General features: G+C 72.0%; 15 protein-coding genes. 10 read left to right on the forward strand and 5 right to left on the reverse strand.

What is annotated here, in order from left to right:
• Positions 1-73: 73 nt before the first annotated feature.
• Genes ACIBJC_RS01165 through ACIBJC_RS01175 form a run of 3 tightly spaced genes read left to right on the forward strand, consistent with a single transcriptional unit; the run spans position 74 to position 14,155 of the window.
• Positions 74-11,473: an amino acid adenylation domain-containing protein gene (locus ACIBJC_RS01165; protein WP_399286013.1), complete on the forward strand. Its 11,400-nt coding sequence runs from the start codon at positions 74-76 to the stop codon at positions 11,471-11,473.
• On the forward strand, positions 11,470-13,383 hold the full coding sequence (locus ACIBJC_RS01170; RefSeq protein ID WP_399286015.1) for a class I adenylate-forming enzyme family protein: 1,914 nt from the start codon (positions 11,470-11,472) through the stop codon (positions 13,381-13,383). Before ACIBJC_RS01165 ends, ACIBJC_RS01170 begins: the two co-directional genes overlap by 4 nt.
• A gap of 4 nt (positions 13,384-13,387) precedes the next feature.
• Positions 13,388-14,155 carry a hypothetical protein gene (locus ACIBJC_RS01175; RefSeq protein WP_399286017.1) on the forward strand — a complete coding sequence of 256 codons (768 nt, stop codon included), beginning with the start codon at positions 13,388-13,390 and terminating at the stop codon, positions 14,153-14,155.
• A 115-nt stretch (positions 14,156-14,270) separates the two neighbouring features.
• On the opposite strand, the gene ACIBJC_RS01180 is transcribed toward ACIBJC_RS01175, so the two are convergent.
• Complete coding sequence (locus ACIBJC_RS01180; RefSeq protein ID WP_399286019.1) at positions 14,271-15,557, reverse strand: Gfo/Idh/MocA family protein; 1,287 nt, start codon at positions 15,555-15,557, stop codon at positions 14,271-14,273.
• A gap of 71 nt (positions 15,558-15,628) precedes the next feature.
• Here ACIBJC_RS01180 and ACIBJC_RS01185 point away from each other — a divergent pair, with 71 nt between their 5' ends.
• The 5 genes from ACIBJC_RS01185 to ACIBJC_RS01205 all read left to right on the forward strand — a co-directional run bounded on the left by ACIBJC_RS01185 (position 15,629) and on the right by ACIBJC_RS01205 (position 21,682).
• A complete protein-coding gene (locus ACIBJC_RS01185; RefSeq protein ID WP_399286021.1) occupies positions 15,629-16,813 on the forward strand; it encodes an ROK family transcriptional regulator in 1,185 nt (394 codons plus the stop codon).
• Positions 16,814-16,961: 148 nt separating this feature from the next.
• Complete coding sequence (locus ACIBJC_RS01190; RefSeq protein WP_399286023.1) at positions 16,962-18,230, forward strand: ABC transporter substrate-binding protein; 1,269 nt, start codon at positions 16,962-16,964, stop codon at positions 18,228-18,230.
• Between the two features lies 1 nt (position 18,231).
• Complete coding sequence (locus ACIBJC_RS01195) at positions 18,232-19,212, forward strand: carbohydrate ABC transporter permease (protein ID WP_399286025.1); 981 nt, start codon at positions 18,232-18,234, stop codon at positions 19,210-19,212.
• A 148-nt stretch (positions 19,213-19,360) separates the two neighbouring features.
• A complete protein-coding gene (locus tag ACIBJC_RS01200; protein ID WP_399286027.1) occupies positions 19,361-20,143 on the forward strand; it encodes a carbohydrate ABC transporter permease in 783 nt (260 codons plus the stop codon).
• Positions 20,144-20,269: 126 nt separating this feature from the next.
• Positions 20,270-21,682, forward strand: coding sequence for a DUF4832 domain-containing protein (locus ACIBJC_RS01205; RefSeq protein ID WP_399286029.1), 1,413 nt, complete (start codon positions 20,270-20,272; stop codon positions 21,680-21,682).
• 26 nt (positions 21,683-21,708) lie between these two features.
• Here ACIBJC_RS01205 and ACIBJC_RS01210 read toward each other — a convergent pair whose 3' ends face one another.
• On the reverse strand, positions 21,709-22,197 hold the full coding sequence (locus ACIBJC_RS01210; protein WP_399286031.1) for a hypothetical protein: 489 nt from the start codon (positions 22,195-22,197) through the stop codon (positions 21,709-21,711).
• 122 nt (positions 22,198-22,319) lie between these two features.
• Here ACIBJC_RS01210 and ACIBJC_RS01215 point away from each other — a divergent pair, with 122 nt between their 5' ends.
• A complete protein-coding gene (locus ACIBJC_RS01215; RefSeq protein ID WP_399286033.1) occupies positions 22,320-22,925 on the forward strand; it encodes a CGNR zinc finger domain-containing protein in 606 nt (201 codons plus the stop codon).
• A 76-nt stretch (positions 22,926-23,001) separates the two neighbouring features.
• Here the strand turns inward: ACIBJC_RS01215 and ACIBJC_RS01220 are convergent, their stop codons facing one another.
• Positions 23,002-23,451 carry a spore-associated protein gene (locus ACIBJC_RS01220; RefSeq protein WP_399286035.1) on the reverse strand — a complete coding sequence of 150 codons (450 nt, stop codon included), beginning with the start codon at positions 23,449-23,451 and terminating at the stop codon, positions 23,002-23,004.
• A gap of 389 nt (positions 23,452-23,840) precedes the next feature.
• Between ACIBJC_RS01220 and ACIBJC_RS01225 the strand changes: the two genes are divergently transcribed.
• On the forward strand, positions 23,841-24,893 hold the full coding sequence (locus ACIBJC_RS01225; protein WP_399286037.1) for an AI-2E family transporter: 1,053 nt from the start codon (positions 23,841-23,843) through the stop codon (positions 24,891-24,893).
• A 71-nt stretch (positions 24,894-24,964) separates the two neighbouring features.
• On the opposite strand, the gene ACIBJC_RS01230 is transcribed toward ACIBJC_RS01225, so the two are convergent.
• Complete coding sequence (locus tag ACIBJC_RS01230; RefSeq protein ID WP_399288031.1) at positions 24,965-25,120, reverse strand: DUF6131 family protein; 156 nt, start codon at positions 25,118-25,120, stop codon at positions 24,965-24,967.
• A 214-nt stretch (positions 25,121-25,334) separates the two neighbouring features.
• Positions 25,335-25,865 carry a GNAT family N-acetyltransferase gene (locus ACIBJC_RS01235; protein WP_399286039.1) on the reverse strand — a complete coding sequence of 177 codons (531 nt, stop codon included), beginning with the start codon at positions 25,863-25,865 and terminating at the stop codon, positions 25,335-25,337.
• Positions 25,866-25,905: the final 40 nt, after the last annotated feature.

The raw sequence follows: 25,905 nt of genomic DNA on the forward strand, positions 1-25,905 counted from the left end.
TTGATCAAGTCGACCACATCCGACGGCAGTCGCCGGCGCAGTGCCGGCAAGACCGATGGGGATGCTCAAGCCCATGCCCGAAAACCGCCCTGAACTGCAACTTTCCGATGCCCAGCTCGGGGTCTGGCTCGCGGAGCGTGCCGGGCTCGGCCGTCCCGGCGCCTACCAGTGGGCGGAGTATCTCGTCCTGGACGGCCCGGTCGACGCCCACCTCGTGGCCGCCGCGGTCACCGGGGCGGCGGCCGACTGCGAGGCGCTCCACGTCCATGTCACCGAGACAACAGGCCATTTGCCGGTGCAACGGCCTCTCCCGGACCCGGAGCACACCGTCGACGTGGTCGACCTGCGGGGAGCGTCCGACCCGGAGACCGCCGCACGGGAGTGGATGCGGGCCTCCATGGCCGAGGCCGGGGACAGCGACGCCGGGCCGTTGTTCCTGGGAGCCGTGCTCCGCGTCACCGACGAGCGCACGCTGGTGTTCCACCGGGTTCACCACATCGCTCTCGACGGCGCCGGCATGGCCCTGTTCGCCGAACGCGTCGCCGAGATCTACGGGTGTCTGCACGACGGGCGTGCTGTTCCGGCGAGCGGCTGGACCGGGCTCCTCCCCCTGGTGCGGGCCGAGGCCGCCTACCGGGACGGCGCCGATCACACCGCCGACCGGCAGTGGTGGCTGGACCGGCTGGCCGGGCGGCCCGATGTCCTGAGCCTCGGCAGCCGTCCGGCCCCGGCCGCGGCTCGCTCGCTGCGGCTGACCAGGGTGCTGCCGGCGGCGGAGTTCGCCGAACTGCGGGCCGGCGCGCGGCGGCTCGGGCACCGCTGGACCCGGCTGCTCACCGCGGCGACCGCGGTCCACCTGCACGCGGTGACCGGTAGCCGTGATGTCGTGCTGAGCCTGCCGGTCGCGGGCCGCCCGCCGGAACTCGCCAGGACCGTACCCGCGATGTCGGCCAACGTCGTCCCGCTGCGGCTGCGCGTCGATCCGGCGGCCACCGTCGGGGCCCTGCTCGACCAGGTGGCCGACGAACTGCGGCTGGTGCGCAGTCACCAGCGCTACCGGGGTGAGCGTCTACGGCGTGACCTGGGATATCCCGAGGACGGCCGGAAGTTCTTCGGTCCGGTGCTCAACATCCAGCGCTTCGACCGGCCGCTGCGGTTCGGCCCGGCGACCGCGACCGTCCACAACCTCCAGGCGCCACCGTCGGAGGATCTCTCGATCGTCGCCTACGACCGCGGCGACGGCGTGCTGCGCCTCGACTTCGACGCCAATCCCGCCAACCACGGCGAGGAACTGCTGCACGATATCGCCGACCGCTTCCTGCACCTGCTGTGGCAGACGGCGGGGGCCGACCGGGACACGCCGCTGGCGCGGATCCCGGCGACCACCGCGCCGGAGCGCCTGCGCAGCGCCGCTCTGGGCACCGGTCACCGTACGTCCGACGCGTCCACCGGCACGGCCGTCGGCGGGTTCGCCGAGCAGGCACGCCGCACGCCCGAGGCGTTCGCGGTGCGCTCGGTCGAGACCGGTGAGCGGCTCACCTACCGCGAACTGGACGCGCGGAGTTCGGCGCTGGCCGCCGAACTCGCCGCGGTCGGCGCGGGCCCCGAGCGGACGGTCGCCCTGCTGCTCGAACGGTCGGTGGATCTGGTCGTCGCGGTGCTCGCGGTGGTGCGGACGGGCGCGGCCTATGTCCCGTTGCAGCGGGACGACGCGCTCGCCCGGCAGGAGGCGACGCTGTCCGACGCGGGCGCGCGGGTGCTGCTCACCGACCGGAGGACCGAAGAGGACCGCGTCGTCGCGTCGGCCCATGACCGGGGCGTGCGGCGGATGGACGTACGGGCGAGGGGAACCGGAGCCCCGGAGCCGCGCCTCACGCCGGAAGCGCTGGCGTGCGTGATGTTCACCTCCGGCTCCACGGGACGGCCCAAGGGGGTGGCGATCACCCAGGGCAACCTGGCCGGGCTCGCCGCGGACCGGTGGTGGTCCGAGGGCGGCACGGACCGGGTGCTGCTGCACTCGCCGCACGCCTTCGACGCGTTCAACCTGGAGCTGTGGGTTCCGTTGCTGACCGGCGGTGAGGTGGTCGTCGCCGCGCCGGGACGGCTGGACCCGGCCGGACTGTCCCGGATCACGGCCACCACCGGGATCACCGGGCTGTGGCTGACCGCGGGCCTGTTCCACGCGATCGCCGCGGAGGACCCCGCGTGCCTCGCCGGGATACGCCAGGTCTGGACCGGTGGTGATGTGGTGTCCCCGGCCGCGGTACGCGCCGTACGGTCCGCGCTGCCGGAACTCACCGTCGTCAACGGGTACGGGCCCACCGAGACCACGGTGTTCGCGACCCGGTACGCCGTCGGGGAGGTTCCCGAGGACACCGGCCCGGTCCCGATCGGCGCGCCGCTGGACGGCAAGCGGGTGCTGATACTCGACGACGCGCTGCGGCCGGTGCCACCCGGTGTGGTGGGCGAGCTGTACCTCGGGGGCGTGGGCGTCGCGCGCGGCTACCTCGGCCGGGCGGTCGCGACCGCCGAGCGCTTCGTGCCCGACCCCTCCGGCCCGCCCGGCGCGCGCGTCTACCGTACGGGCGACCTCGCCCGCTGGAACCACGACGGGCGGCTGGAGTTCGCCGGGCGGGCCGACGGACAGATCAAGCTGCGCGGCTACCGGATCGAGCTGGGGGAGATCGATGCCGCCCTGCTGGCCGGGCCCGGCGTACGGCAGGCCGCGACCGTCCTGCGCGAGGACCGGCCGGGGGTACGGCAGTTGGTCTCCTACGTGGCCGCGTCGGGTGAGACGACGTCGCTGCTCGGTGCGGTGGCGCGGCGGCTGCCCCCGTACATGGTGCCGTCGGCCGTGGTGGCGGTGGACCGGCTGCCGCTGACCCGCAACGGCAAGCTCGACCGGACCGCGCTGCCCGCTCCGGACACCGGGAGCGCCGGCCCGGCACGGGCGCCGCGCACCCCCGCGGAGCACCAACTGGCCGAGCTGTTCCGTGATGTCCTCGGCCTGGCGGAGGTCCCGCTCGACCAGGACTTCTTCCGGCTCGGCGGTGACAGCATCAAGGCGATCCAGCTCGCCGGGGCGGCGCGGCGGGCCGGTCTGGCCATCAGCACCCCGGACGTGTTCCGCACACCCACCGTCGCCGGCCTCGCCGTCGGTGTCGGCGTCGTTGTCGGCGGTGCCGGCGGTGTCGGTGTCGGCGCGGGGAAGGCATCGGGGTTCCGGTCCTGGCCGGGCGACGAGGACGATCCCACGGTCCCGCTGACGCCCATCATGCACTGGCTGCGCGAGCGCGGCGGCCCGATCGACGGCTTCGTCCAGTCCCTGACCGTACGTACTCCGGCGGACATGACCGAGGCGCAGGTGCGCGCGGTGGTGCGGGCGCTGGTCGACCACCACGACATGCTGCGGCTCTCCCTGACCACGGTGAACACGCTGTGGTCGCTCGACGTTCTGCCGGGCGCCGCCGTCGGGTGGAACCAGCCGGGCGCGGTGCTCTCCCCCGAGCACGGGCAGATGGTGCACGCGAGGTGGTCGGATCCCGGGCCGGGAGAGCGGGGTGAGCTGACCCTCACGGTGCACCACCTCAGTGTCGACGGTGTCTCCTGGCGCATCATCCGGGACGACCTCCGCGTCGCCTGGGACGCCGTACGGAACGGGGACACGCCCCGGCTGCAACCGACCGGAACGTCCTTCGCCCAGTGGGCGAGGGCCCTGGTGCACCACGCGCATCACGCGTCCGTGCTCGACGATTTCGCCCGCTGGCGCACGGCGCCCGAGGATCCCCCCGTCGCCGAACGCGCCCTGGACGGCGCGGTGGACACCGAGGACACCCGGCGCCGGCATTCCGCCTCCCTGCCCGGCGCGCTCACCGCCGCCTTGGTCACCGACGCGACCGCGGCCTTCGACTGCTCGGTGAACGAACTGCTCCTGACCGCGTTCGCGCTGGCCTGCGCCGACTGGCGGGACGGACCCGACGCGCTGCTGGTGGACCTCGAAGGCCACGGGCGCGAGGAGTTCGCCACCGACTTGGACCTGTCCCGCACGGTGGGCTGGTTCACCACCCTGTTCCCCGTGGTGCTCGATCCCGGCTGCTCCTGGGCGGACGCCCGCGCGGATCCGACCGCGCTGGACGGCGCGGTGGCCACGGTGCGGTCCTGCGCGCGGGACGCCGCACGCAAGGGGCTGGCGTACGGACTGCTGCGTCATCTCAACCCGCAGAGCGGTCCGGTGCTGGCCGCCCGGCCTTCGCCGCAGTTCGCGTTCAACTATCTGGGCCGCTTCGACGTGGGTGGCGGCGACTGGGCGGTGCGGGCCGATGCCACCGTGCCGGCCGATGCCACCGTGCTCGGCCCGCCGACCGGTGGCGGGCTCGCGATGAGCCACACCGTGACGCTCGACACGGTCATCACCGATCACGCGGACGGCCCCCGGCTGGTGGCGCACTGGTCCTGGGCCGGTGAACTGCTCGCCGAGGCGCGGGTCGCCGACCTCGGGCAGCGGTGGTTCGACGTGCTGACGGCGCTGGCGCACCGGGGCCGCGCCCGGGCGACCGGGGAGCTGCCGCTGCCCCCGCTGGCGCAGGGCCTGCTGTTCCACTCGCTCTACGACCACGACGGGGCCGACCCGTACCTCGTGCAGTTCGTCTTCGAGCTCGGCGGAGCGCTGGACCCCGCCGCGCTGCGGGACGCGCTCCACCGGCTGCTCCAGCGTCACCCCCAGCTCTCCGCGGGCGTCCGGCAGAGCCCGTCGGGACGTCCCGTACAGGTGGTCGAACCGGATTTCACCGTGGAGTGGCAGGAGTTGCCCGCGCACGAGGACCTCGATCGCTTCCTCGACTCCGACCGGGGGCGGCGCTTCGACCTCGCCCGCCCTCCCCTGGTGCGCGCGGCGCTGCTGCACCGTGGCGGCGAGCGGCACACCTTCGTGCTGACCACGCACCACCTCCTGCTGGACGGCTGGTCCATGCCCATCCTGGTCAAGGAGTTGTTCTCGCTCTACGCCGGTCACGCGCTGCCGCCCGCCACGCCGTACCGCGACTTCCTCGACTGGCTGTCCACGAGGGACTCCCGCGCGGACGAGGCCGCCTGGCGCGCACTGCTGTCCTCGGTGGACGGTCCGACGCTCGTCGCCGGGGCGGGACGGAGTGGTTCGGCCGCGGCCCGGCGGGGGCTGACGGCCGAGCTGGACGGCGCCACGAGTGCGCGGGTCGACGCCGTGGCGCGGCAGTACGGACTGACCGCCAACGTCGTCGTGCAACTGGCGTGGGCGGTCCTGCTCGGCGCCCTGACCGGCCGTGACGACGTGGTGTTCGGCGCGACGGTCTCCGGCAGGCCCGCGGAGCTGCCCGGTGCGGAGCACATCGTCGGCCTGCTGATCAACACGATCCCCGTACGGGTCCGCCTCGACCCGCGCCGGTCGGTCGCCGAGACCCTCGCCGACCTGCGCGCCCAGCACCTGTCCATGCTGGACCACCAGCACGCCGACCTGACGCGGCTCCAGTCGATCGCCGGGCACACCGAACTCTTCGACACCGTCGTGGTCTTCGAGAACTATCCCGTGGACGAGGACGGACTGCGCGCGCTCGTGCCCGGCCTGGAGCTCCGGGACGTCCAGGGGCGGGACGGCACGCACTACCCGCTGACGCTCATCGCCATGCCGGGCGACCGGCTGCGGCTGCGCCTCGACCACAGCACCGAGCTGTTCGACGAGGAGGGAGCCCGCCGTCTCCTCGACCGCCTGACCGCACTGCTCCACCGGATCGGCGCGGATCCGCGGGCGCCCCTGGGCCGGCTCGACCTGCTGCTGCCCGACGAGCGGGACACCCCGAAGGGCCCCGCGGCGGAACCCGACCCGGTCGCGCTGCCCGCGCTGTTCGAGGCGCAGGTGCGGCGGCGGCCGACGGCCCCGGCCCTCACCTGCGGGGACACCACCCTGTCGTACCAGGAGCTCAACGCGCGGGCGAACCGCCTCGCGCGGCTCCTCGTCGCGCGCGGGGCCGGTCCCGAACGTCTGGTGGCCCTGGTGCTGGGGCGTTCCACGGACCTCGTGGTCGCGGTGCTGGCCGTGCTGAAGTCGGGGGCCGGCTATCTGCCCCTGGACCCGGCCCACCCCGAGGAGCGCGTACGGCAGGTGCTGGCCGCCGCCGATCCCGTACTCGTCGTGACGCACACACCGATCGACGGGGACCGTCAGCAGCTCGTGCTCGACGGCACCGACCCGGCCGCCGCCGGTCCGGCGGACGATCTCGGGGTGGTCGTGGACCCCGACAGCGTCGCCTACGTGATCCACACCTCGGGCTCCACCGGGACCCCCAAGGGTGTCGTGGTGTCGCACCACAACGTCGGGCGGCTGCTCGCGGTGACCGACAGCCGGTTCGGTTTCGGTGACGACGACGTGCACACGTTGTTCCACTCCTACGCCTTCGACGTCTCGGTGTGGGAGCTGTGGACGGCGCTGGGCCGCGGGGGCCGCCTCGTGGTCGTCCCGGACGATGTCGCCAGGTCGCCGCGGGACCTGCTGGCGCTGCTCGCCCGGGAGCGGGTGACCGCGCTGAGCCAGACTCCCTCGGCCTTCTACCAGCTCATGCGGGCCGAGGCGGAGGCCGAGGCCGGGGCGGGCGCAGAGGCGGAGCCGGGCGGCGGGCTGCCGGCGCTGCGGGTCGTCGTGTTCGCCGGGGAGGCGCTGGAGCTCTCCCGTATCCGTTCCTGGCACGGCCCCGGCCGGCCGGGGCTCGTCAACATGTACGGGATCACCGAGACGACCGTGCACGCGACCTTCGCCGAGCTGACCGATCCCGACGAGCGAGCCGGTCTCGTCGGCACCGCCCTGCCCGATCTGCGCCTGCACCTGCTGGACCACGCGCTGCGGCCGGTCCCGCCGGGCTGTCCCGGCGAGATCTACGTGGCCGGTCCCGGGGTGACGCGCGGGTATCTGGGACGGCCCGGGCTCACCGCGAGCCGTTTCGTCGCCGATCCCTTCGGCGCGCCCGGCGCCCGGATGTACCGCTCCGGTGACCTCGCGCGGCGGCGGACCGACGGCGCGCTGGAGTATCTGGGCCGGACGGACCAGCAGGTGAAGATCCGCGGTTACCGGATCGAGCCCGGGGAGATCGAGCGGGTCCTCGAACGGCACCCCGCCGTGGAGCGTGCCGTGGTGCTCGCCGACCCGGACTCCGACGGCGGCAGACTGCTCTGCTACGCCGTGTTCGGCGGGGAGCAGGACCCCGCCGAGCTGCGCGCGTACGCCCGTACGGTCCTGCCCGCGCACATGGTGCCCGCGTTCGTCCTCCCGGTCGACGCGATCCCGCTGACAGGCAACGGCAAGCTGGACCGCGGAGCCCTGCCCCGACCGGAGTCCGCGCTGCCGGTGAGCCGGCCGCCCGCGACCGAGCGGGAACGGCTCCTGTGCGGGCTGTTCGCCGAGACCCTGGGGGTTCCCGAGGTCGGCGCGGAGGACAGTTTCTTCGATCTGGGCGGGCATTCCCTGCTGGCCACCCGCCTGATCAACCGGGTGCGGGCGGAGACCGGCCGCGAGCTGAGCATCCGTACCCTGTTCGACGCTCCCGTCGTCGCCGAGCTGGCGCGGCGCCTGCCGGAGCCCGCGGGCGCACCGCGCGCCCGGCTCGTCGCGGCCACGCGGCCGGAGCGGATCCCGCTCTCCCCCGCGCAGCGCCGGCTGTGGTTCTTCAGCCGGTTCGCCGGGCCCAACGCGGTCTACAACATGTCCTTCGCGGTCCGGCTGAGCGGCCCTCTGGCGGCGGAACACCTGCGCGCGGCCCTCGGCGACGTAGTCGTCCGGCACGAGAGCCTGCGTACCACCGTCACCGAGATCGACGGCGAGCCCTACCAGCGCATCGGCACGGCCGCGGAGCTGCCGTTCGGGACGGTGACCACCTCGGAGGCCGAGCTGCCGGGCCTGCTCGCCGACGCGGCGACCCACGTCTTCGACCTCGCCGCCGAACTCCCCCTCCGTGTCCTGCTCTTGGAGACCGCGCCCGAGCGGTACGTCCTGCTGATCCTGCTGCACCACATCGCCGCCGACGGCTGGTCACTGGCTCCGCTGGCCCGCGACCTGTCCAGCGCCTACCGGGCCCGCGTGGCGGGCGAGGCCCCTCGGTGGACGAGCCGGCCCCTGCCGTACGCGGACTACGCCCTCTGGCAGCGCGACCTCGACCTCCGCCCCGGCATCGCGTACTGGACGCAGACGCTGCGCGGGGCGCCTGAGGCGCTGCCGCTGCCGTTCGACCACGCGAGGCCGCCGGTGTCCGCGCATCGTGGGGAGACCGTCGAATTCGCGCTGGACGCCGGCCTCCACGCGGGGCTGGCCCGGCTCGCGCGGTCCACCGGCACCAGCCTGTTCATGGTGACGCACGCCGCGATCGCGGTGCTGCTGAACCGGCTCGGCGCCGGTGAGGACATCCCCATCGGCACCCCGGTGGCCGGGCGGCACGACGCGGAGCTGCACGACACGGTCGGCTGCTTCGTCAACACGGTGGTGCTGCGCACCGACCTCAGAGGCACACCGACGTTCGCCGAGTTGCTGGAGCGGGTCCGGACCACCGACCTCGACGCGTTCGCCCACCAGGAGGTGCCCTTCGAGCAGGTGGTCGAGGCGGTGAACCCGCCGCGCTCGCTGTCCGGCCATCCCGTCTTCCAGGTGATGCTGGCCTTCCAGGACACGCCGCCCGTGGAGTTCGACCTGCCGGGGCTGCGGGTGGAGCCGCTCGCCGCGCACGGCGGCGCGTCACGCATGGACCTGCTGTGGAGCCTGCGCCGGCGCCACACGGACCGCGGTGCGGAAGCCGGGGTCGAGGGCCTGCTGGAGTACGACACCGAGCTGTTCACCCCGGTCTCCGCCCGGCTGCTGCTCGCGCGGCTGGAACAGCTCCTGAGGGCGGTGGTGGCGGAGCCGCACCGCCGGATCGCCGATCTCCCGGTTCTCGTCGCCGGTGAGCGCGAACGGATGATCGGCCGCTGGAACGCCACCGCCCACGACGTGCCTGGGACCACCGTGGCCGAGCTGTTCGCGGCCCAGGTGCTCCGCGTTCCCGACGCACCGGCCGTACGGCACGGGGAGACCGTGCTCACCTACCGGGAGCTGTCCGAACGGGCGGCCCGTGTCGCGGCGGAGCTCAGCGCCCGCGGGGCCGGCCCCGGCAGCCTGATCGCGCTGGAGCTCGGGCGCGGCCCCGACCTGCCCGCCGCCCTCGTCGCGGTCCAGTCGGTCGGCGCCGCCTATCTGCCGGTCGACCCCGCGCTGCCGCCCCGGCGGATCGCGGCGCTGCTGGCGGACGCCCGCCCCCTGCTGGTGGTGCGGGACGGCGACGTACTCGGCTTCAGCGCCGGGTCCGAGGACCCGGCGTCCGTACCGGAGACCACGGCGTACGTGACGTACACCTCGGGATCCACCGGGCGGCCGAAGGGAGTGGTCGTGCCCCACAGCGCGCTGACGAACCTGGTGCTCGCCCTCCGGGAGCGGCTGGCGGTCGGGGCCGATGACCGCGTCCTGGCCGCCGCGCCCGCGAGCTTCGACATGTCCCAGCCGGAGCTGTACCTCCCGCTGGTCACCGGTGCCACGATGGTGCTCGCCGCGCAGGGCGCGCTGCGGGACCCCGACGAACTGTCCGCCCTGCTCGACCGGCACCAGGTCACCGTGATGCAGGCGACCCCCTCGCTGTGGCAGGCCCTGGCCGCCCGGCGTCCCGACCGGCTGCGCCATATCCGCGCGGTCGTCGGTGGCGAACCCGTACCGCCGGAGCTGGCCGGGACACTGACCGGTCTCACGGCGTCCCTGCTGGCCTGTTACGGCCCGACCGAGACCACGGTCTGGTCCACCACCCACCCGGTCGGCCGCGTGACGACCGCCACCGTGCCCCTCGGACGTCCCCTGTGGAACACCCGGTGCTACGTGCTCGACGCCAGGCTGCGGCCGGTGCCACCGGGCGTGACCGGCGAGCTGTACGTGGCCGGCGCGGGCGTGGCCACCGGCTACCTGCACCGGCCGGGGCTGACCGCGACCCGCTTCGTCCCGGATCCCTTCGGCCCGGCGGGACGGCGGATGTACCGCACCGGCGATCTCGCGTCCTGGACCCCCGACGGCGTGCTGCGCTTCCACGGCAGGACCGACGACCAGGTGAAGATCCGGGGTCATCGCGTCGAGCCGGGTGAGATCGAGGCCGTGCTGACCCGTCACGAGGGCGTCGAGGCGGCCGCGGTGGCCGTACACGACCGGAAGGCCGACGACCGCCGTCTGGTCGGTTACGTCGTCCCCGCCGGCGTCGACCTGCGCTCGGTGGGCGCGCATCTGGCCCGGCACCTGCCGGACCACATGGTGCCCGCCCGTCTGCTCGCCCTGGACGAGATCCCCCTCAGCGCCAACGGAAAGCTGCTGCGCGACCAACTGCCCGAACCGGACTGGGCGTCCGTCGGCGATGCGGCGCCGCCTTCGAGCCTCCGCGAACATCTGATGTGCGAACTCTTCGCCGAGGTGCTGGATCTGCGCCGGGTCGGACCCGGCGACAGTTTCTTCGAGCTGGGCGGGCACTCGCTCCTGGCGGCCCGGCTGACCGATCGGATACGGACCGTGCTCGGGCTGGAGCCGGCGATCCGGGACGTCTTCGAGGCGGCCACCCCCGCCGCGCTGAGCCTGCTGCTGGACCGGGCACCGGCCACGGGCGCACCCGCGCACCTCGTGCCGTTCCGGACCGGCGGCCCGGCAACGCCGGTGTTCTGCGTCCATCCGCTCAGCGGGATCAGTTGGCTGTACTCGGGGCTGTTGCGGCACATCGACCGGGACCATCCGGTGTACGGGATCCAGGCCGAGGGCCCCGGCGGGGTGACGGATCTGCCCGGCACCGTCGAGGCGATGGCCGAGCGCTACGTGGACCTGCTGCGTTCGGTCCGCCCCGGCGGCCCGTACCATCTGGTCGGCTGGTCCTTCGGGGGCCTCGTGGCGCACGCGATGGCGGTCCGTCTGCGCGAACTCGGCGAACCGGCCGGAGCCCTGTTCCTGGTGGACACCGTCGCGGGCACCGGAGCCGGACCGGAACAGCCCGTCGACGACCAGCGGGTCTTCCGGGTGCTGCTGACGGCCGCGGGGCTCGACGACGAGCGCTTCGCCTCCGCGGACCTCGACTTCGGCACCGTCTCGGCGCTGCTGCACCGGGAAGGCAGCGTGTTCGCCCGGCTCACCACGGACGACATCAGCCGTGTCATCGCGGTGTCGCGCCACAACGACAGGCTCACCCGGACCTACCGGCCACCGCGCTACCCGGGAGACACCACGTACGTCGAAGCGGGGACGGGCGCCGGTACGCGACGCCGCGTACCGCACCACGAACGGTGGCGGCCCCACACCGGAGGCGACCTGACAGTCCGTCAAGTCACCGCGCCCCACCACCAGGTGATGCAGTCGCGGCATGTGGACGACGTCGGGGTCCACCTCCGCGAGCTGCTGAGGAGGTCGCGTTGACCGGCACCGGCGCCCCCCGGTACGACCCGGAAGGACCGCCCGGCCCGCGAGGCCCGGTCCGCGCGCTCGCCGAACTGCCCGCGGGTGCGCGGGTGGTGGTACGGCTGCCGAACGGCCGTGCGCTGGCGGACACCCTGCTCGCCTGTTTCGACCATGGGCTCGTCGCGGTCCCCCTCCACCCGCGCGCCACCGACCGGGCGGTGGCGGACATCGCCGAACGCGTCTGTGCGACGGCCCTGGTGGACGTCCGCGGGCCGCACCGCACCGGCCTGCCCGACCTCCACGGGCCGACGGACGACCTCGCGTTCATCATGTTCACCTCGGGCTCCACCGGTCCGCAGAAGGGGGTCATGCTCAGCCGGCGGGCGGTACGGGGCAACGCGTCCAGGACCGCGGCGCTGCACGGGCTGACACCGGGCCGTCCGCACGGGACCTGCCTCCCGCTGTACCACTGCAACGCGCTGGTCATGTCCCTGCTCGGCACGCACCTCACCGGCACTCCGCTGACCCTCCAGGCCACCTTCGACCCGGCCGACTACTTCGCCGCACTGGGCGCCGGCGGGGCGAGGACCGCGTCCATCGTGCCCGCCCTGCTGACGGACCTGCTGGAGGCCGGCCCCGACTGGCCGGAGGGACTGGAGTACCTGATCACCGCCGCCGCCCCGCTGACCAGCGACCTCGCCCGCCGCTTCCACCGCAGGTACGGCCCGCGCCTGCGGCAGGGCTACGGCCTGACCGAGGCGGTCAACTTCAGCTTCACCATGCCCCGGCTCGACGACGCCGAGTTCCGCGACCAGTACCTGGAGCACGTACCCCCGGTCGGGGCGCCGCTGCCGGACACCGAACTGCGGCTGGAGTCCGGCGAGGTGTGGATCAGGACCCCGGACCTGATGAGCGGCTACTGGCAGGACAGCCGTACGACCGCCGCCACGGTCACCGAGGACGGCTGGCTGCGCACCGGCGATCTGGGCGAACTCCGCGACGGACTGCTGGTGCTGCGTGGCCGCACCGGTGAGCGCGTCAACCGGGGCGGGGAGAAGCACTACCCGCTCGACCTCGAACAGGGCTGGCGCCGGGCGGGCCTGTCCGGCCGGTTCGCCGCTGTCGCGGTGGACGAACCCGCACTCGGCCAGGACATCGGGCTGATCGCCACCCGGCAGCCGGTCTCCGCCGTACGCGAACTGTACGAGCGGGCACCGCTGCGCCCGACGGCGTTCCAGTTCGGCGGGTTCCTCTCGACCTCCACCGGCAAGCCCCGGCGCACGGCGATGAGCCGGGCCCTGGCCGCACGCCGGCTGGCCCCCGCACGGTACGACCGGCTGCTGCGCCATGCCGCGGCCACCGCCCACCACCTGCTGCGCTCGGGCGCCGAGGACCCCGGCCTGCGCGCGCTGGCCGCGCAGCGGTCCGGTGACCACCCGCGAGCGGGCGACGACGCCGTCCTCGGCGCCTTCGACTTCCTGCGGGAGCACTGGCACGACGAGGACGACGCGGAGCTGTCCCGGGCCAAGGCCCGCTGGCACAGGACGCTGCTCACCGAGTGGCCCCTGGCGGTGCACGGAGAACTCGCCGCGGACGTGGCGGCCCGCCACGGGTACGAGGGGCCACCGGTACCGTTCGGCACCGAAGCACGCTTCGGCGGCGGCGCGCTGCTCGTCCTTCCGCACGGGCCCGCGGCCGACGGACCCGTCTGGCCGCTGGGGCCGCTCCTGGCTTTCCTGGGCGGTTCCGCCGAAGGCGGCGGGACGGATCGCTGGACGCGGTTGACTCTGCTGCGTGAGCGGGGATTCCCTACGGCGGGCTGCTCGGTACTCCGCGCCGGGCGGCACGACGCGGGCGGCGTGCTGTGGGCACGGCAGCCGGATCCCGAACGAACGCCGGATTCCGAACGAACAAGCACACGGGAGTAACTGGATGACCCTGGGTACGGAAACGACCGGCCGGATGAAGCAGTCCCCGGACGTCGAGGACGAGATCCTCGACGTCCGGCACCACCAGGATCCCGGCCGGAACCGGCTGACCCCGGTGGTGACCCTGCCGCCGGACGTCGCCCTGGCCGTGGTCGACGCCCTCGCCGGTCTGGTACGGGCGGCGCACCGGGAGGAGGAGGCGAGCCCGACCCCGGACGGCGCGCTCAAGCAGGCCCAGGAGTTCGAGGAAGGCGATGTCTTCATGCTGGAGCCCCCCTTCGAGGGCTTCTTCGCCGACCGCTATCTGATGGACTTCTACGACACCGCCGAGCGCGACATCTGCTCGCGTATGCATCTGCACACCGGGCTGCGGTTCGTGCGGATGATGACCGGTCCCGGGACCACGATCCGGGTGTCGAGCCTGTCCCCGATCGCCGTGCGGCCCGCGGCGGGCTGGTCCGGTGCGCTGAGCACGTTCACCGACGCGCTGCCCGGTACGCCCACCGGGGTGGACCGGCTCCGGCACAACGTGATCGTGCCGCCGAACTCCTGGGTGGACATGCAGATACCGCGCGGGGTGTCACACCAGTTCAACGCGGTGGGCCCGAACGCGGTGATCGATTCCGTACACCCGGAGGAGTCCATCGAGACCCTGCGCGAGGGAATGTCGGGATACCGGATGATGGCGCAGACCATCTTCCTCGCCAAGGACAAGAGCCCGGCCACCACCTGCGCCGACCTCACCGCGCCGGACGACACCACGCGCGGCTGACCGCGGCCGACTGCCACGCCGGTGGCTCGCGGCACGTGCCGCGAGCCACCGGTACCGCTCGGGTGACGTCCGTCGGTGTTGACCGTCGGGTGATGTCCGTCGGGTGATGTCCGCGTCACGCGCTCGTCAGATGGACGACGTCGTCCAACCGGACGACCGTGCCGGTGACCCTGGCGCGTTCCGCGGCCCACACCACCCGGTGGGTGGCCAGGCTTTCGGCGGCGTCGGAGCGCAGTGTCGAGGCGTCGCCGGTGGAGACGGCGGTCAGGAAGGCTTCGGTCAGGGCCTCGTCGCCCCCGCCGTGCCCGTCCTCGGCGGACGGTCCCGCCGAGGCGCCCGTGTCCGTACCGGCGTCGACGGTCCGCTCCTCGCCGGTACGGAAGTCGACCACCCGCAGGGTGTGCCCGTCCCCGTCGACGAAGCCGTGCGTCCCGAGCAGCCGGGTGCGGCGGTGCTCCATGGGGGTGAAGGCGCTCATGGTGAAGGAGCAGGTGGCGCCGGAGGGAAACTCCATGTTGACGACCTGGTGGTCGACCACGTCGTTGTCGCAGGCGTACACACACCGGCCGTACGGACCCGTGCGGAGGGCGTCGAGCACCGCCCGCTCGGTGTGTTCCTCGGTGACCGCCGACAGCGGCCAGAACTCGTCGTCCGGGTTGCCGAGGCAGCCGAGGTAGAGCCGCTTCGCCGAGTACGGGCAGCTCGGCTCCAACGGGCAGTCGAGGCACCGGTCCGCCGCCCCCTCCGGCCGTTCCTCCGCACGGAAGTGGGTCAGCCCGCCGAACGAGGTGACGCGGTCGGGCAGTTCGCCGAGGAGATGGATCAGCCAGTCGATGTCGTGGCAGGACTTGGTCAGCAGCATGGGAGCCGAGGTGTCCTGGCGCCGCCAGTTCCCGCGTACGAAGGAGTGGGCGTGGTGCCACCAGCCGACCGGCTCCAGATGCTGGACGCTGACGAGGCGGCCGATGGCGCCGGACTCCAGCAGCTCCCGCAGTGTCCGGGTGTACGGGGTGTAGCGCAGCACATGGCAGACGGCCAGCAGGATCTTGTTGCGCTCGGCGGCCTCGGCGATCGCGACGGCGTCCTGTTCGCTGGTGGCCATCGGCTTTTCGAGCAGGATGTGGTAGCCGAGGTCGGCCAGACGCACCGCCGGGCCGATGTGCAGTTGGTCCTGGGTGGCGACGACCGCCGCTTCGGCCACCCGGGGGTGCTGCGCCAACTCGGTCCAGTCCGTGTACACCCGCTCGGCCGGCACCCCGAACTCGGCCGCGGCGGCTGCCCTGCGGTACGGGTCCGGCTCGGCCACGGCGGTCACGCGCCCCATGCCGGACGCCACCGCGTGACGCGCGTAGGACTGCCCGCGCAGGCCGGAACCGACGAGGGCTAGAGTCACCGCAGACATGGGATCCCTTCGAGAGTTACGCAGGAGTCCCTTATTATTGGCCGTTTCGAGGTCGAGCTCAAGGGTGTGTCATGACCGAAAATCCGGGCGGGGGAGATCTCTCCCAGCTCCGCAGGCTCAACGCGCTGGCCGCGATCGGAGCCCTGCGCGGCGAACCGGCCCTCACGCTCACCGAGATCGCCGGGCGTACGGGCCTGTCGCGGGCGTCCACCGAGGACGTGGTCCGGGAGTTGCTGGAGCGCGGCTGGGTGGAGGAGGTCGCGCCGGCTGCGGGCACGGTGGGGCGCCCCGCACGCCGCTACCGCTTCCGCGCGGACGCGGGCCGGGTGCTCGGCGTCGACATCGGCGGCCACAAGGTGCTGGCCCTGGTGGCGGATCTGGACGGCGAGGTCCAGCACAGCGCCCGGGTGGCCGTCACCCCGTCGATGGGGCGCACCGCACGGCTGGCCGCCGTGGACGAGGCGGTCGGCGCGGCGCTGGCCGGGTCGGGCGCGTCCGCCACCGGGGTATGGGTGACCGGGGTGGCCACGACGGGGCTGGTCGACGGGACGGGCCGGGTGATGCTGTCGGAGGCGCTGCCCGAGTGGACGGGGCTCGATGTCGCCGCCCATGTCGGGCGGTTGGTGGCGGGACCGATCCTGGTGGAGAACGACAGCAAGCTCGCGGCGCTGGCGGAGTCCTGGCGCGGTGTGGCCCGGCACGCCAAGGATGTGGTGTTCCTGCTGGCGGGGTTGCGCACGGGCACCGGCCTGATCATCGACGGGAAGCTCCACCGGGGGTTCGGGAACGCGGCGGGCGAGATCGGGGCGCTGCCCGCGGCCGGCTGGACGCGGGCCCCGGGGCATCTGCGGTCCTGGTCGGGCGGTTCGCCCGGCGGCGACGGGGACGGCGATCCGCACCCGGCCCCGGAGGATGTCTTCCGGGCGGCCCGCGACGGCGACCGCAAGGCCCAGGCGGCCGTACGCCGCTATGTCCGCGACATCGCCGTCGGCGCCTCCGCCCTCGTGCTCACGCTCGATCCCGAACTGGTGGTGGTCGGGGGCGGGTTCTCCCGTTCGGCCGACCTCATCGTCGAACCGCTGCGGCGCGAACTGGACCGCTGGTGCATCCGTACCCCTGAGGTCAGGGTCTCCGGTTTTGGGGACGAGGGCGTCGCCCTGGGGGCGCTGCGGCTCGCGCTGGACCATGTCGACCGCGGCCTGCGCGCGTCGGGGGAGATCGCCCCGCCCGAGAGTTTCCTGTCGGGCCGCCGCTGACCGCGTGGCGGCGCGTGATGGGTGTGATGTGCGTGATGTGCGTGATGTGCGTACGGATCGCGCCGGGAGCCGTGCCCGTAACGCAACCGAGGTCTTGACTTACTTTCCCTGGTCTCCATGATTAGTACAACTTCGAGGAGGTCCGGGGATGGGGAAGAGGTCTGCGCGTCTCTGTGCGGCTCTGCTGGGGGTGGTTCTGGCGGCCTCCGGCTGTTCGAGCGGAAGTGGCTCCGGGGGCGCCGACGACAACGGGAAGGCCGAACTGTCGTACGCGGTCTGGGACATCAACCAGAAGAAGGTGCTGGAGGAGTTGGGGCGGGAGTTCACCAGGACGCACCCGAAGGTGACGGTCCATGTGCAGCTCACCCCGTGGCCCGACTACTGGAACAAGCTCAAGACGGCTGTCACCGGCGGTTCGGCGCCCGACGTCTTCTGGATGAACGGCCCCCAGTTCCAGCTCTACGCGTCCAACGGGGTGATCCGGCCGCTGGGCGAGGAGTTCACCGAGGACGGGATCGACCTCGCCGCCTACCCGAAGCCCCTGATGGATCTGTACACGTACGAGGGGAAGCTCTACGGGCTTCCCAAGGACATGGACACGGTCGGGGTCTGGTACAACAAGGCGCTCTTCGACGCCAAGGGCGTCGAGCATCCCGCGGACGACTGGACCTGGAGCGACTTCAACAGCGCGGCGGCCAGGCTGACCGACCCGGAGAAGGGCGTGTACGGCACCGCCGCCGCGCTGACCAGCTTCCAGGAGTACCAGTACAACACCATCGCCCAGGCGGGCGGTTACGTCGTCTCCCCCGACGGCGGGAAGTCCGGCTACGACGATCAGAGGACCGTCGAAGGGCTCACCTTCTGGACCGATCTGATCGAGAGAAAACACTCGCCCGATCTGCGGACCATGACCGACACGTCCCCCATCCAGTTGTTCGAGGCGGGCAAGATCGCCATGTACTGGGGCGGTTCCTGGAACGCGGGTGAGTTCTCCGCGAACGAGTACACCAAGGACAAGGTCGACGCGGCGCCGCTGCCCAGGGGCGAGAGACGAGCGAGCGTCATCCACGGGGTGGCCAATGTCGTCTCGGCCGGAACCGCCCATCCCCGCGAGGCCACGGAGTTCGTCGAATTCCTCGGCTCCGAGAAGGCGGCCCTCGCCCTCGGCCGCAGCGGTCCGCTCCCGGCGCGCGACGGCACTCAGGACGCGTGGGTGAAGGCCCATCCGCAGTTCAGGCTCACGACCTTCCTGGACGCCGTCGACTACGCGGTGCCCTTCCCCGTGTCGAAGAACACAGCCGCCTGGAACCAGGCCGAACTCACGTATCTCACCCAGGCGTGGGCCGGCGAGCAGACGGTCGGCGAGGCATCCGCCGCGCTCGCGGCGGCGATGAACGACCTGCTCGCCGAGGAGTGAGATGACGATCATCAGCAAACCGGGGGCCCGGAGCGAGAGACCATCCCCCGCACCCCGGCGGAAGTCCCCCGGCAGCCGTCCCGCCCGCCGGGACCGGGTGGTCGAGGCCCTGTGGGGGTACGCGTTCATCGCGCCCGCCGGTCTGGGGCTCGCCGTCTTCTATCTGTGGCCCGTCGTGCAGACCGGCTACTTCTCGTTCACCAAGTGGGGGGCGTTCGGCGGACACACCTGGAGCGGCTTCGACAACTACCACCGTCTCCTGAACGACCCGGAGTTCGGGCAGTCCCTGGTCAACACGGTGCTGTACACCGTGCTGGGGCTGGTCGCGATCCCCCTCGCCATCGTCTTCGCCGCACTCCTCAACCGGGAGGGGCTGCGCGGTACGGGGATCTACCGCACCCTGTTCTTCCTGCCCGTCGTCACCATGCCGGTGGCCATCGCCATGCTCTGGCGGTGGCTGTACAACGGCGATTACGGGCTGATCAACCATGCGCTGTCGCTGGTCGGAATCGACGGGCCCCACTGGATCTCCGACCCCGACACCGCGCTGTTCGCGCTGGTCGTGGTGGGGGTCTGGAGCAGCCTCGGCTACAACTTGATCATCTTCCTGGCGGGGATGCAGGCGATCCCCAAGGAGTACTACGACGCCGCCGCCATCGACGGCGCGGGCCCGGTCCGGCAGTTCTTCAGGATCACACTCCCGCTGATCTCGCCCACCGCGTTCTTCGTCTCGGTCATCTCGGTGATCGGCTCCCTGCAACTCTTCGACCTGGTCTACGTGCTGGTGGGCTCGGGCCAGACGGGGCGGGCGAACCCGGCGTTCCCCCGGCTGGAGACGGTCGTCCAGCTCTTCTACGACCGGGCCTTCATCACCAACGACCGCGGCTACGCCGCCGCGATCGTGATCGCGCTGCTGTTCCTCATCATCGCCCTGACCGCCCTTCAGTTCCGGCTCCAGAAGAGATGGGTGCACTATGGCTGAGGCCCGTCCGCAAGCCGACCTGTCCCGGTACGGGTCCCACGGGTCCAACGGGTCCCGGTCGCGGGAGCGGTCTCCGTCCCGGTCCCGGTCCTCCCGGTCCCGGTCCTCCCGGTCCCGGTCCTCCCGGTCCCACTTCGGGACGCACGCCGTGCTGATCCCCGCCTCCCTGGTGATGGTCGCCCCCTTCGTCTGGCAGATCGTCACCTCGCTGAAGTCCCTCTCCCAGGCCACCCGGGTCCCGCCGTCGCTCCTGCCCGAGGGCCGCTGGGAGAACTACGGCCGGATGTTCGACCTGCTGCCGTTCGGTGACCAGTTCCTCAACACCGCGCTGATGGCGGCGGGCCGTACCGCCGGGCAGATCCTGCTCTGCCCCCTGGCCGCCTACGCGTTCGCCCGGCTCCGCTTCCCCGGACGCGGGGTGCTCTTCGGGCTCTTCCTGTCGGTACTGATGGTGCCGCCGCAGCTCTTCATCCTCCCGCAGTACGAGATCATGGCGTCCCTCGGCTGGCTCAACACCCTCCAGGCCATCGTCGTGCCGGGGATGTTCAGCGCGTTCGGCGTCTTCCTCCTGCGGCAGTTCTTCCTCGGTCTGCCCCGGGAGCTGGAGGAGGCGGCACGCCTCGACGGCGCCGGGCCGCTGCGGATCTACTGGTCCGTCATGCTGCCCCTGGCCCGTCCCGGGGTGATCGCCCTGTCCGTACTCGCGCTGCTCTGGTCGTGGAATGATCTGTTCTGGCCACTGGTGGTCAACACCGATCCGGAGAAGATGACACTCTCAGCGGGACTGACCACGCTTCAGGGGCAGTTCCAGACCGACTACCCCGTGCTGATGGCCGGCTCCCTGCTCGCCTCGCTGCCCATGATCGCCGTCTTCGTGCTACTCCAGCGCCAGTTCATCCAGGGGATCGCACACACCGGCGTCAAGGGCTGACCTGCTGCCCAACCCTCCCCTCCCCTCCGCTCGCTCACCGTCCCCTCCGTCCCTCTCCCCTCCCCCGTACTCCCGGCCGTCGTACGGCCGGGCCCTCCACAGGACTCCAGGACAGGAATCTCCGCGATGAAGAGACCCCACCTCCGACCTTCGCTCACCAAGAGCCTCACCGCGATGGGGCTGCTGAGCGCGCTGCTCGTCGGCGCCTCCCCCGTCTCCGCCCAGGTCGCCCGGGTGGACGGGGAGACCGGCGCGAGCGCCGCTTCGGTGACGTATCCCCAGACCACCGACACCTTCGCCAACCCCGAGCGCGGCTTCTACCACCACACGGACAGCTGCGACAAGAACGACTTCAGCTCGGCCACCCTGCGGAGTTACCGCACCAACGAGGGCATCTCGCTGGTGATGTGCGTCTTCTACCTGGCCGAGTTCAAGAACAGCGCCATCAGCCAGAGCGCGCTGGACCGGCTCCAGCGGCAGTTCGACGCCGCACGGAGCGCCGGCGTCAAGACGATCGTCCGGTTCGCCTACACCGAGTCCGCGGACGGCGCCGACGCCACCAAGGACCGGGTCCTCGCCCATCTGGACCAGTTGGCGCCGTACCTCGGCGCGAACAGCGATGTGATCTACGTCGTGCAGGCCGGTTTCGTCGGCGCCTGGGGCGAGGGGTACTACACCAAGAACTTCGGCGACGCGGGCAATGTGTCCACGGCCGACTGGGCCAACCGCAAGGCCGTCGTCGACAAGACGCTCAGCTCGCTGCCCTCGAACCGCATGGTGCAACTGCGCACCCCCAAGTACAAGCGGACGATGTACGGCACGACCGCGCTGCCGGCCGGCCAGGCGTACAACGGCTCGACGGCCGCCCGGCTCGGCCACCACAACGACTGCTTCCTCGCCAGCCCCGACGACTACGGCACCTACGAGAACCCCGCCGTCGAATACCCCTATCTGGCGGCCGAGACGTCCTATCTCGCGATGGGCGGCGAGACCTGCGGAGTCAACACGCCGCGGACGAGCTGTCCGACCACGCTCTCCGAGCTGAAGATGTTCCACTGGTCGTATCTCAACACCGACTACGAGCCGAACGTCATCAGCGGCTGGCGGAGCGGCGGCTGCCTGCCCGAGATCACCCGTAATCTGGGCTACCGGTTCGCCCTGCAGAACGGGACCTACCCGAGCACGGCGACCAAGGGTGGCTCCCTGCCAGTGCAATTCACCGTCAAGAACGACGGGTTCGCCGCGCCGTTCAATCCGCGCGGTCTCGAACTGGTCCTGCGCAACACCTCCACGTCCCAGGTGTACCGGCTCCCGCTGACCGGTGATCCGCGGAGCTGGGCGGCCGGCACCACCACCACGGTCGACCGGACCGTGACCCTGCCGGCCAGCCTCCCGGCGGGCAGCTACAGCATGCTGCTCAACCTCCCCGACCCGCAGCTCTCGCAGCGGCCCGAGTACTCCATCAGGCTCGCCAACCAGGGCACGTGGGAGGCGTCCACCGGCTACAACAACCTGCTGCACACGCTCACCGTGAGCTGACGTACCTTTCCAGGACGTCGGCCCGCTCAGAACTCGCCGCCTCCGGCGCTCTCGGCCCTGCCGAGCCAGAAGGCATCGATGGGCTGTGGTGTAGCGGCGGCGATGAGTTGCCGAGCTGTCCGGTGCGCCTTGTCCGCGGCCTCGCTGACGTTGCCCAGCGAGTGCGTGGCCGCCGCGCCTTCGAAGATCAGCAGGAGCTGGTCCACCAGGAGGCCGGGGTCGGGCGCACCGGTGGCTTCGGCGAGCGCCAGCATCCGGCCGCGCAGCACACACTTGTGCCGGGCGACGACGGCCCGGATCGTACTGTCGGGCCCCGCCAGTGCGAACTGGGCATGGACGAACGCGTTGCTGCGGAATCCGTCGGACGACGCGTGGGCCCACTCGTGGAGGGCGTCGAAGACCGCGAGCAACTGCGCACGGGGGCCCTGGTCCGCCGCCTCCAGGCACGCGTCGAGGGTGAGCCGCCAACGTATCTGCCGGCCGTCGAGGTAGGCGAGGAGAGCTGCGGTATCCATGACGTTCCCCTTACGGGTCGTATCCAGGGGTGGAGCGCGCGAGCCGTGCCTCGACTCCACACCCCCTACCGGGCTAACGGGTATAATCGGCTTTCTCTCATTACCGTAGCATGGAGTAAGGCGTGAAGGTACTTTTTTCCAGTTACACGCAGGGCGCCGGTGCAGCCACCGACCTCGTCAACACCTCAGCCCTCGTCCAGACCAGCCTGGGTGAAGTCCTCACGGATCCGGGCGCGTTGGCGCGTTTTCTCGACGAACACGAGGTACGGCTCGACGCCCTGGCCGGGGGCGGCCCGCCGACCGCCGACGACCTCGCCCAGGTACACGCGCTCCGCCAGGAAACGCGCGCCCTGCTGGAAGCCGAAGAGGAGGACCAGGTCGTCGAGGGGGCGAACAGGCTCACGGCGCGGGCGTCCGCCGGGCTCAGGCTGCTGCGGGACACCGACGGGTCCTGGCAGTGGCACGTCGCCACCGGTCCCGGGGCCTCCGTGGCCGAGGAGCTCGGCGCCTTCGTGGGAACGGGGCTGCTCGGCGTGGTGCGCACTCTCGGCCACGACCGCTTCCGGCCCTGCGCCTCACCGGTGTGCTCCGGCTTGTTCATCGACACCAGCAAGGCCGGCCGCCGGCGCTACTGCATGCCCAACCTGTGCGGCAATCGCCTGAACGTCGCCAACTATCGCGCCCGCCACCAGGAGGGCGACGCGGGATCCAAGGGCGGCGGGGCGTAAACAGAACGGTGGCCCGCCCCAAGATCCCGGGCCGCGGGCTGCGGCGCGGGAACTCGGAGCCGGGCGATGAACCGGGTCAGCGGACTTCGGTGACCCGGTGCTCCTTCAGCGCGGCGCAGTTGGAGTTCTCCACCGACACGTACACGTTGTCGATGTTGCCGCCCCAGCTCACGCAGTAGCCCTTGCCGTAGACGTAGCCCGGCCCCGCGTACGACGTGTAGATCCCGGAGTCCTCGGCCCACTCGTCCGTGGCGAGAACGTAGACGTACGTGGAGACGTGCACGGCCTTACCCGGGTTGGCCCGGATGGTCGCGACGCAGTTCTTTCCGTTGGAGGAGTTGTACGTCAGGTAGACGGTGCCCAGAGAGCCGACGGGCGCCGAGTTCACCGTCTTGTAGGCGCTGCCGCAGACGCCCTGCGGTGTGACATTGGGTGCGGCGGAGGCGGTCGGACTGAACACGGTCGCGGCACCCACCGCCAGCGCGGTGAGCGCTCCGGCGGTCGCGACATTACGGGTGATTCTCATATTTCCCCCTTGTGTCCTTGGGAGCGGGTTACTCCCACTTGATGTGACCCGCGAGCGGCACGGATGGTTGTGCCCGGTTCAGGCCGAGGTGTTGGTCCGGTTCCCTGGAGGCCGTCCGCCCCGGCAGGCCCCGGCGATCCGCCTGTGGGGGTGACTTCTCGCGCACGCGGTCGCGGGAACCGGGAGGACGTGCCGTCGTCTGATACCAGCAAGGAATGCCCAGGCGATCGCACCAGCAGCCCGACATCCCGGATCCCGGCCTCCCGAGCGACGGGCGGCGGCGCCGGATCCGTGCGGTCCCCCGCCGGGCACCGCGCCGCCCCCGCGGCCCCGCGGCCCGGCAGCCCAGGGCGCGGCGCACGGCGGCCGGGCCGGCGAGGGAGCCGCGCGTGGCCCCGGCGCTGCAGAAGAGCGCCGCCTACGCCTGGCGGATCCTTCTGGTGGCGGCCGTCGTGTACGGCGTACTCGTCGTCCTGGGACGGTTCCACGACCTCGTCGTGGCGGTCTTCCTCGGGCTGGTCGGCGCCGCGATGCTGCGCCCGGTGGCGGACTTCCTGGCACGGGCGATGCCGCGGTCACTCGCCGTCGCCGTGGCACTCCTCTGCAGCATCGTCCTGTTCCTCGGCGTGCTGTCCCTGGTCGGCGAGGTGGTGGCCGCGGAAATGGCCGGTCTGGAGCAGCAGTTCGGCGACGGCCTCTCCAGGATCGAGCGCTGGCTCGAACGGCCGCCGTTCCGGCTGGACCCCAGGGCGCTGACCGATGTCCGGGCCCGGACGGGGCAGTTCCTGTCCAGTCATCGGTCCGCCCTGATCAGCACCGCGCTCACTGGCGTGGGCCGCCTGATCGAGGTGCTGACCGTGTTCGCCCTGGCGGTCTTCTGCTCGGTCTTCTTCATCTACTCGGGCGAACGTCAGTGGCGTTGGTTCTGTGATCAACTGCCGGCCGCGGCGCGCGGACGGGTGGAGATCGCGGGTCGTACGGCATGGGGGACGTTCATCGGATACACCCACGGCATCGTCCTGGTGGCCGCGACCAACGCCGTACTCGTCGGACTGGCCCTGTTCGTCCTCGGCGTGCCGCTGGTGCTTCCCCTGGCGTTGCTGGAGTTCTTCGCCACCTTCGTTCCGCTGGTCGGTTCACCGATCGCCCTGGCCATCGCGGCGGTGGTCGCCCTGGCGTTGAAGGGCCCGGTCGTGGCGGCTGTCGTGATCGCGCTGATCGTGATCATCGGCCAGATCGAAGGCCATCTGCTGCAGCCGCTCGTGATGAGCTGGGCCGTCCGCCTGCATCCGGTCGTGGTGGCGCTCTCGGTGATCGGGGGCGCGATCGGAGCCGGTGTGATCGGAGCCGTGGTGGCGGTGCCGCTGGTCTCCGTGCTCTGGGCCGTCCGCCAAGCTCTGCGCCGGGACGGAACACGTGGTGCCGGTGCGACGGCCCCGTAGACACGCATGCTCAAGAACACGGGCGGGCTGAGGTCCGTGTCCTTGAGCATCACCCGTTCCGACTCCGCGGGTCACCAGTAGTGGCGCCTGCCTCCCACCGCATGCCCGAGCGCGCCCAGCACCCACAGGATCGCGCCGATCGCGACCAGGATGATCCCGATGGTCCACAGGACGGAGATGCCGGCCACGAAGCCGATCACAAGCAGGATGATGCCGATGAGGATCACCGTGTACTCCAATCGCCGCCAGGTCATCTCATACTGCGCTCGCCGCGCCCCCCTCGCGACCCGGAGACGCGAGCGGCGGTGAGCTGAGGTCACGTACCGCGGGTGGCGAGCCGGGCGAGCGCGGCGGCGCTGGTTCCGGGGCTCCACCGTGACGGCCAGGTCGCTCCCGGCACCCGCCATCGTGGCGGCGATCATCCGCACGCCGCCCTCGCCGTCAGCCGACCCGCCGGGCCAGCACCTGTCCCGGCCAGGTACCGGACAGGAAGGGGTCGGTGGGGGCGAAGCCGTTGCGCTCGTAGAACGCGACCAGTTCGCCCCCGCCGCCCGCCCAGCAGTCGACCCGCAGCAGCTCCACACCGGCCCGCCGGGTCTCCTCGGCGGCGTGGGCCAGCAGTGCCGCCCCGATGCCCCGGCCCGCGTACCGTCGATCGGAGACCAGCAGGCGCACGTACCGCTCAGGTTCCCCGGCCGGTGCGATCGGCATCTGCGGGCTGGGGCCGGAGTCCAGCACCAGTGCTCCGACCGGTGTCCCGTCCAGCTCCGCGAGGTACGGGGCGTTCTCCGTCATGTACCGCTCCACCCGCGCCACCCCGCCGGGCTTGCGCGAATACGGTGTCGTGCCCCACTGCTCGGTGTTGCCACGCCCGTTCATCCAGACCACCGCGGAGTCGAGCATGTCCAGAACGGCCGTCGCGTCGGCGAGGGCGCCCGGCCTGATCCGTATGCCATGTGCGGTGTCGTTCACGGCGGAAGCCTAGTAGGGGTGATTCGCCCGCGGCGACGGC

The organism is Streptomyces sp. NPDC050509 (assembly GCF_044457965.1).
GTDB lineage: Bacteria > Actinomycetota > Actinomycetes > Streptomycetales > Streptomycetaceae > Streptomyces.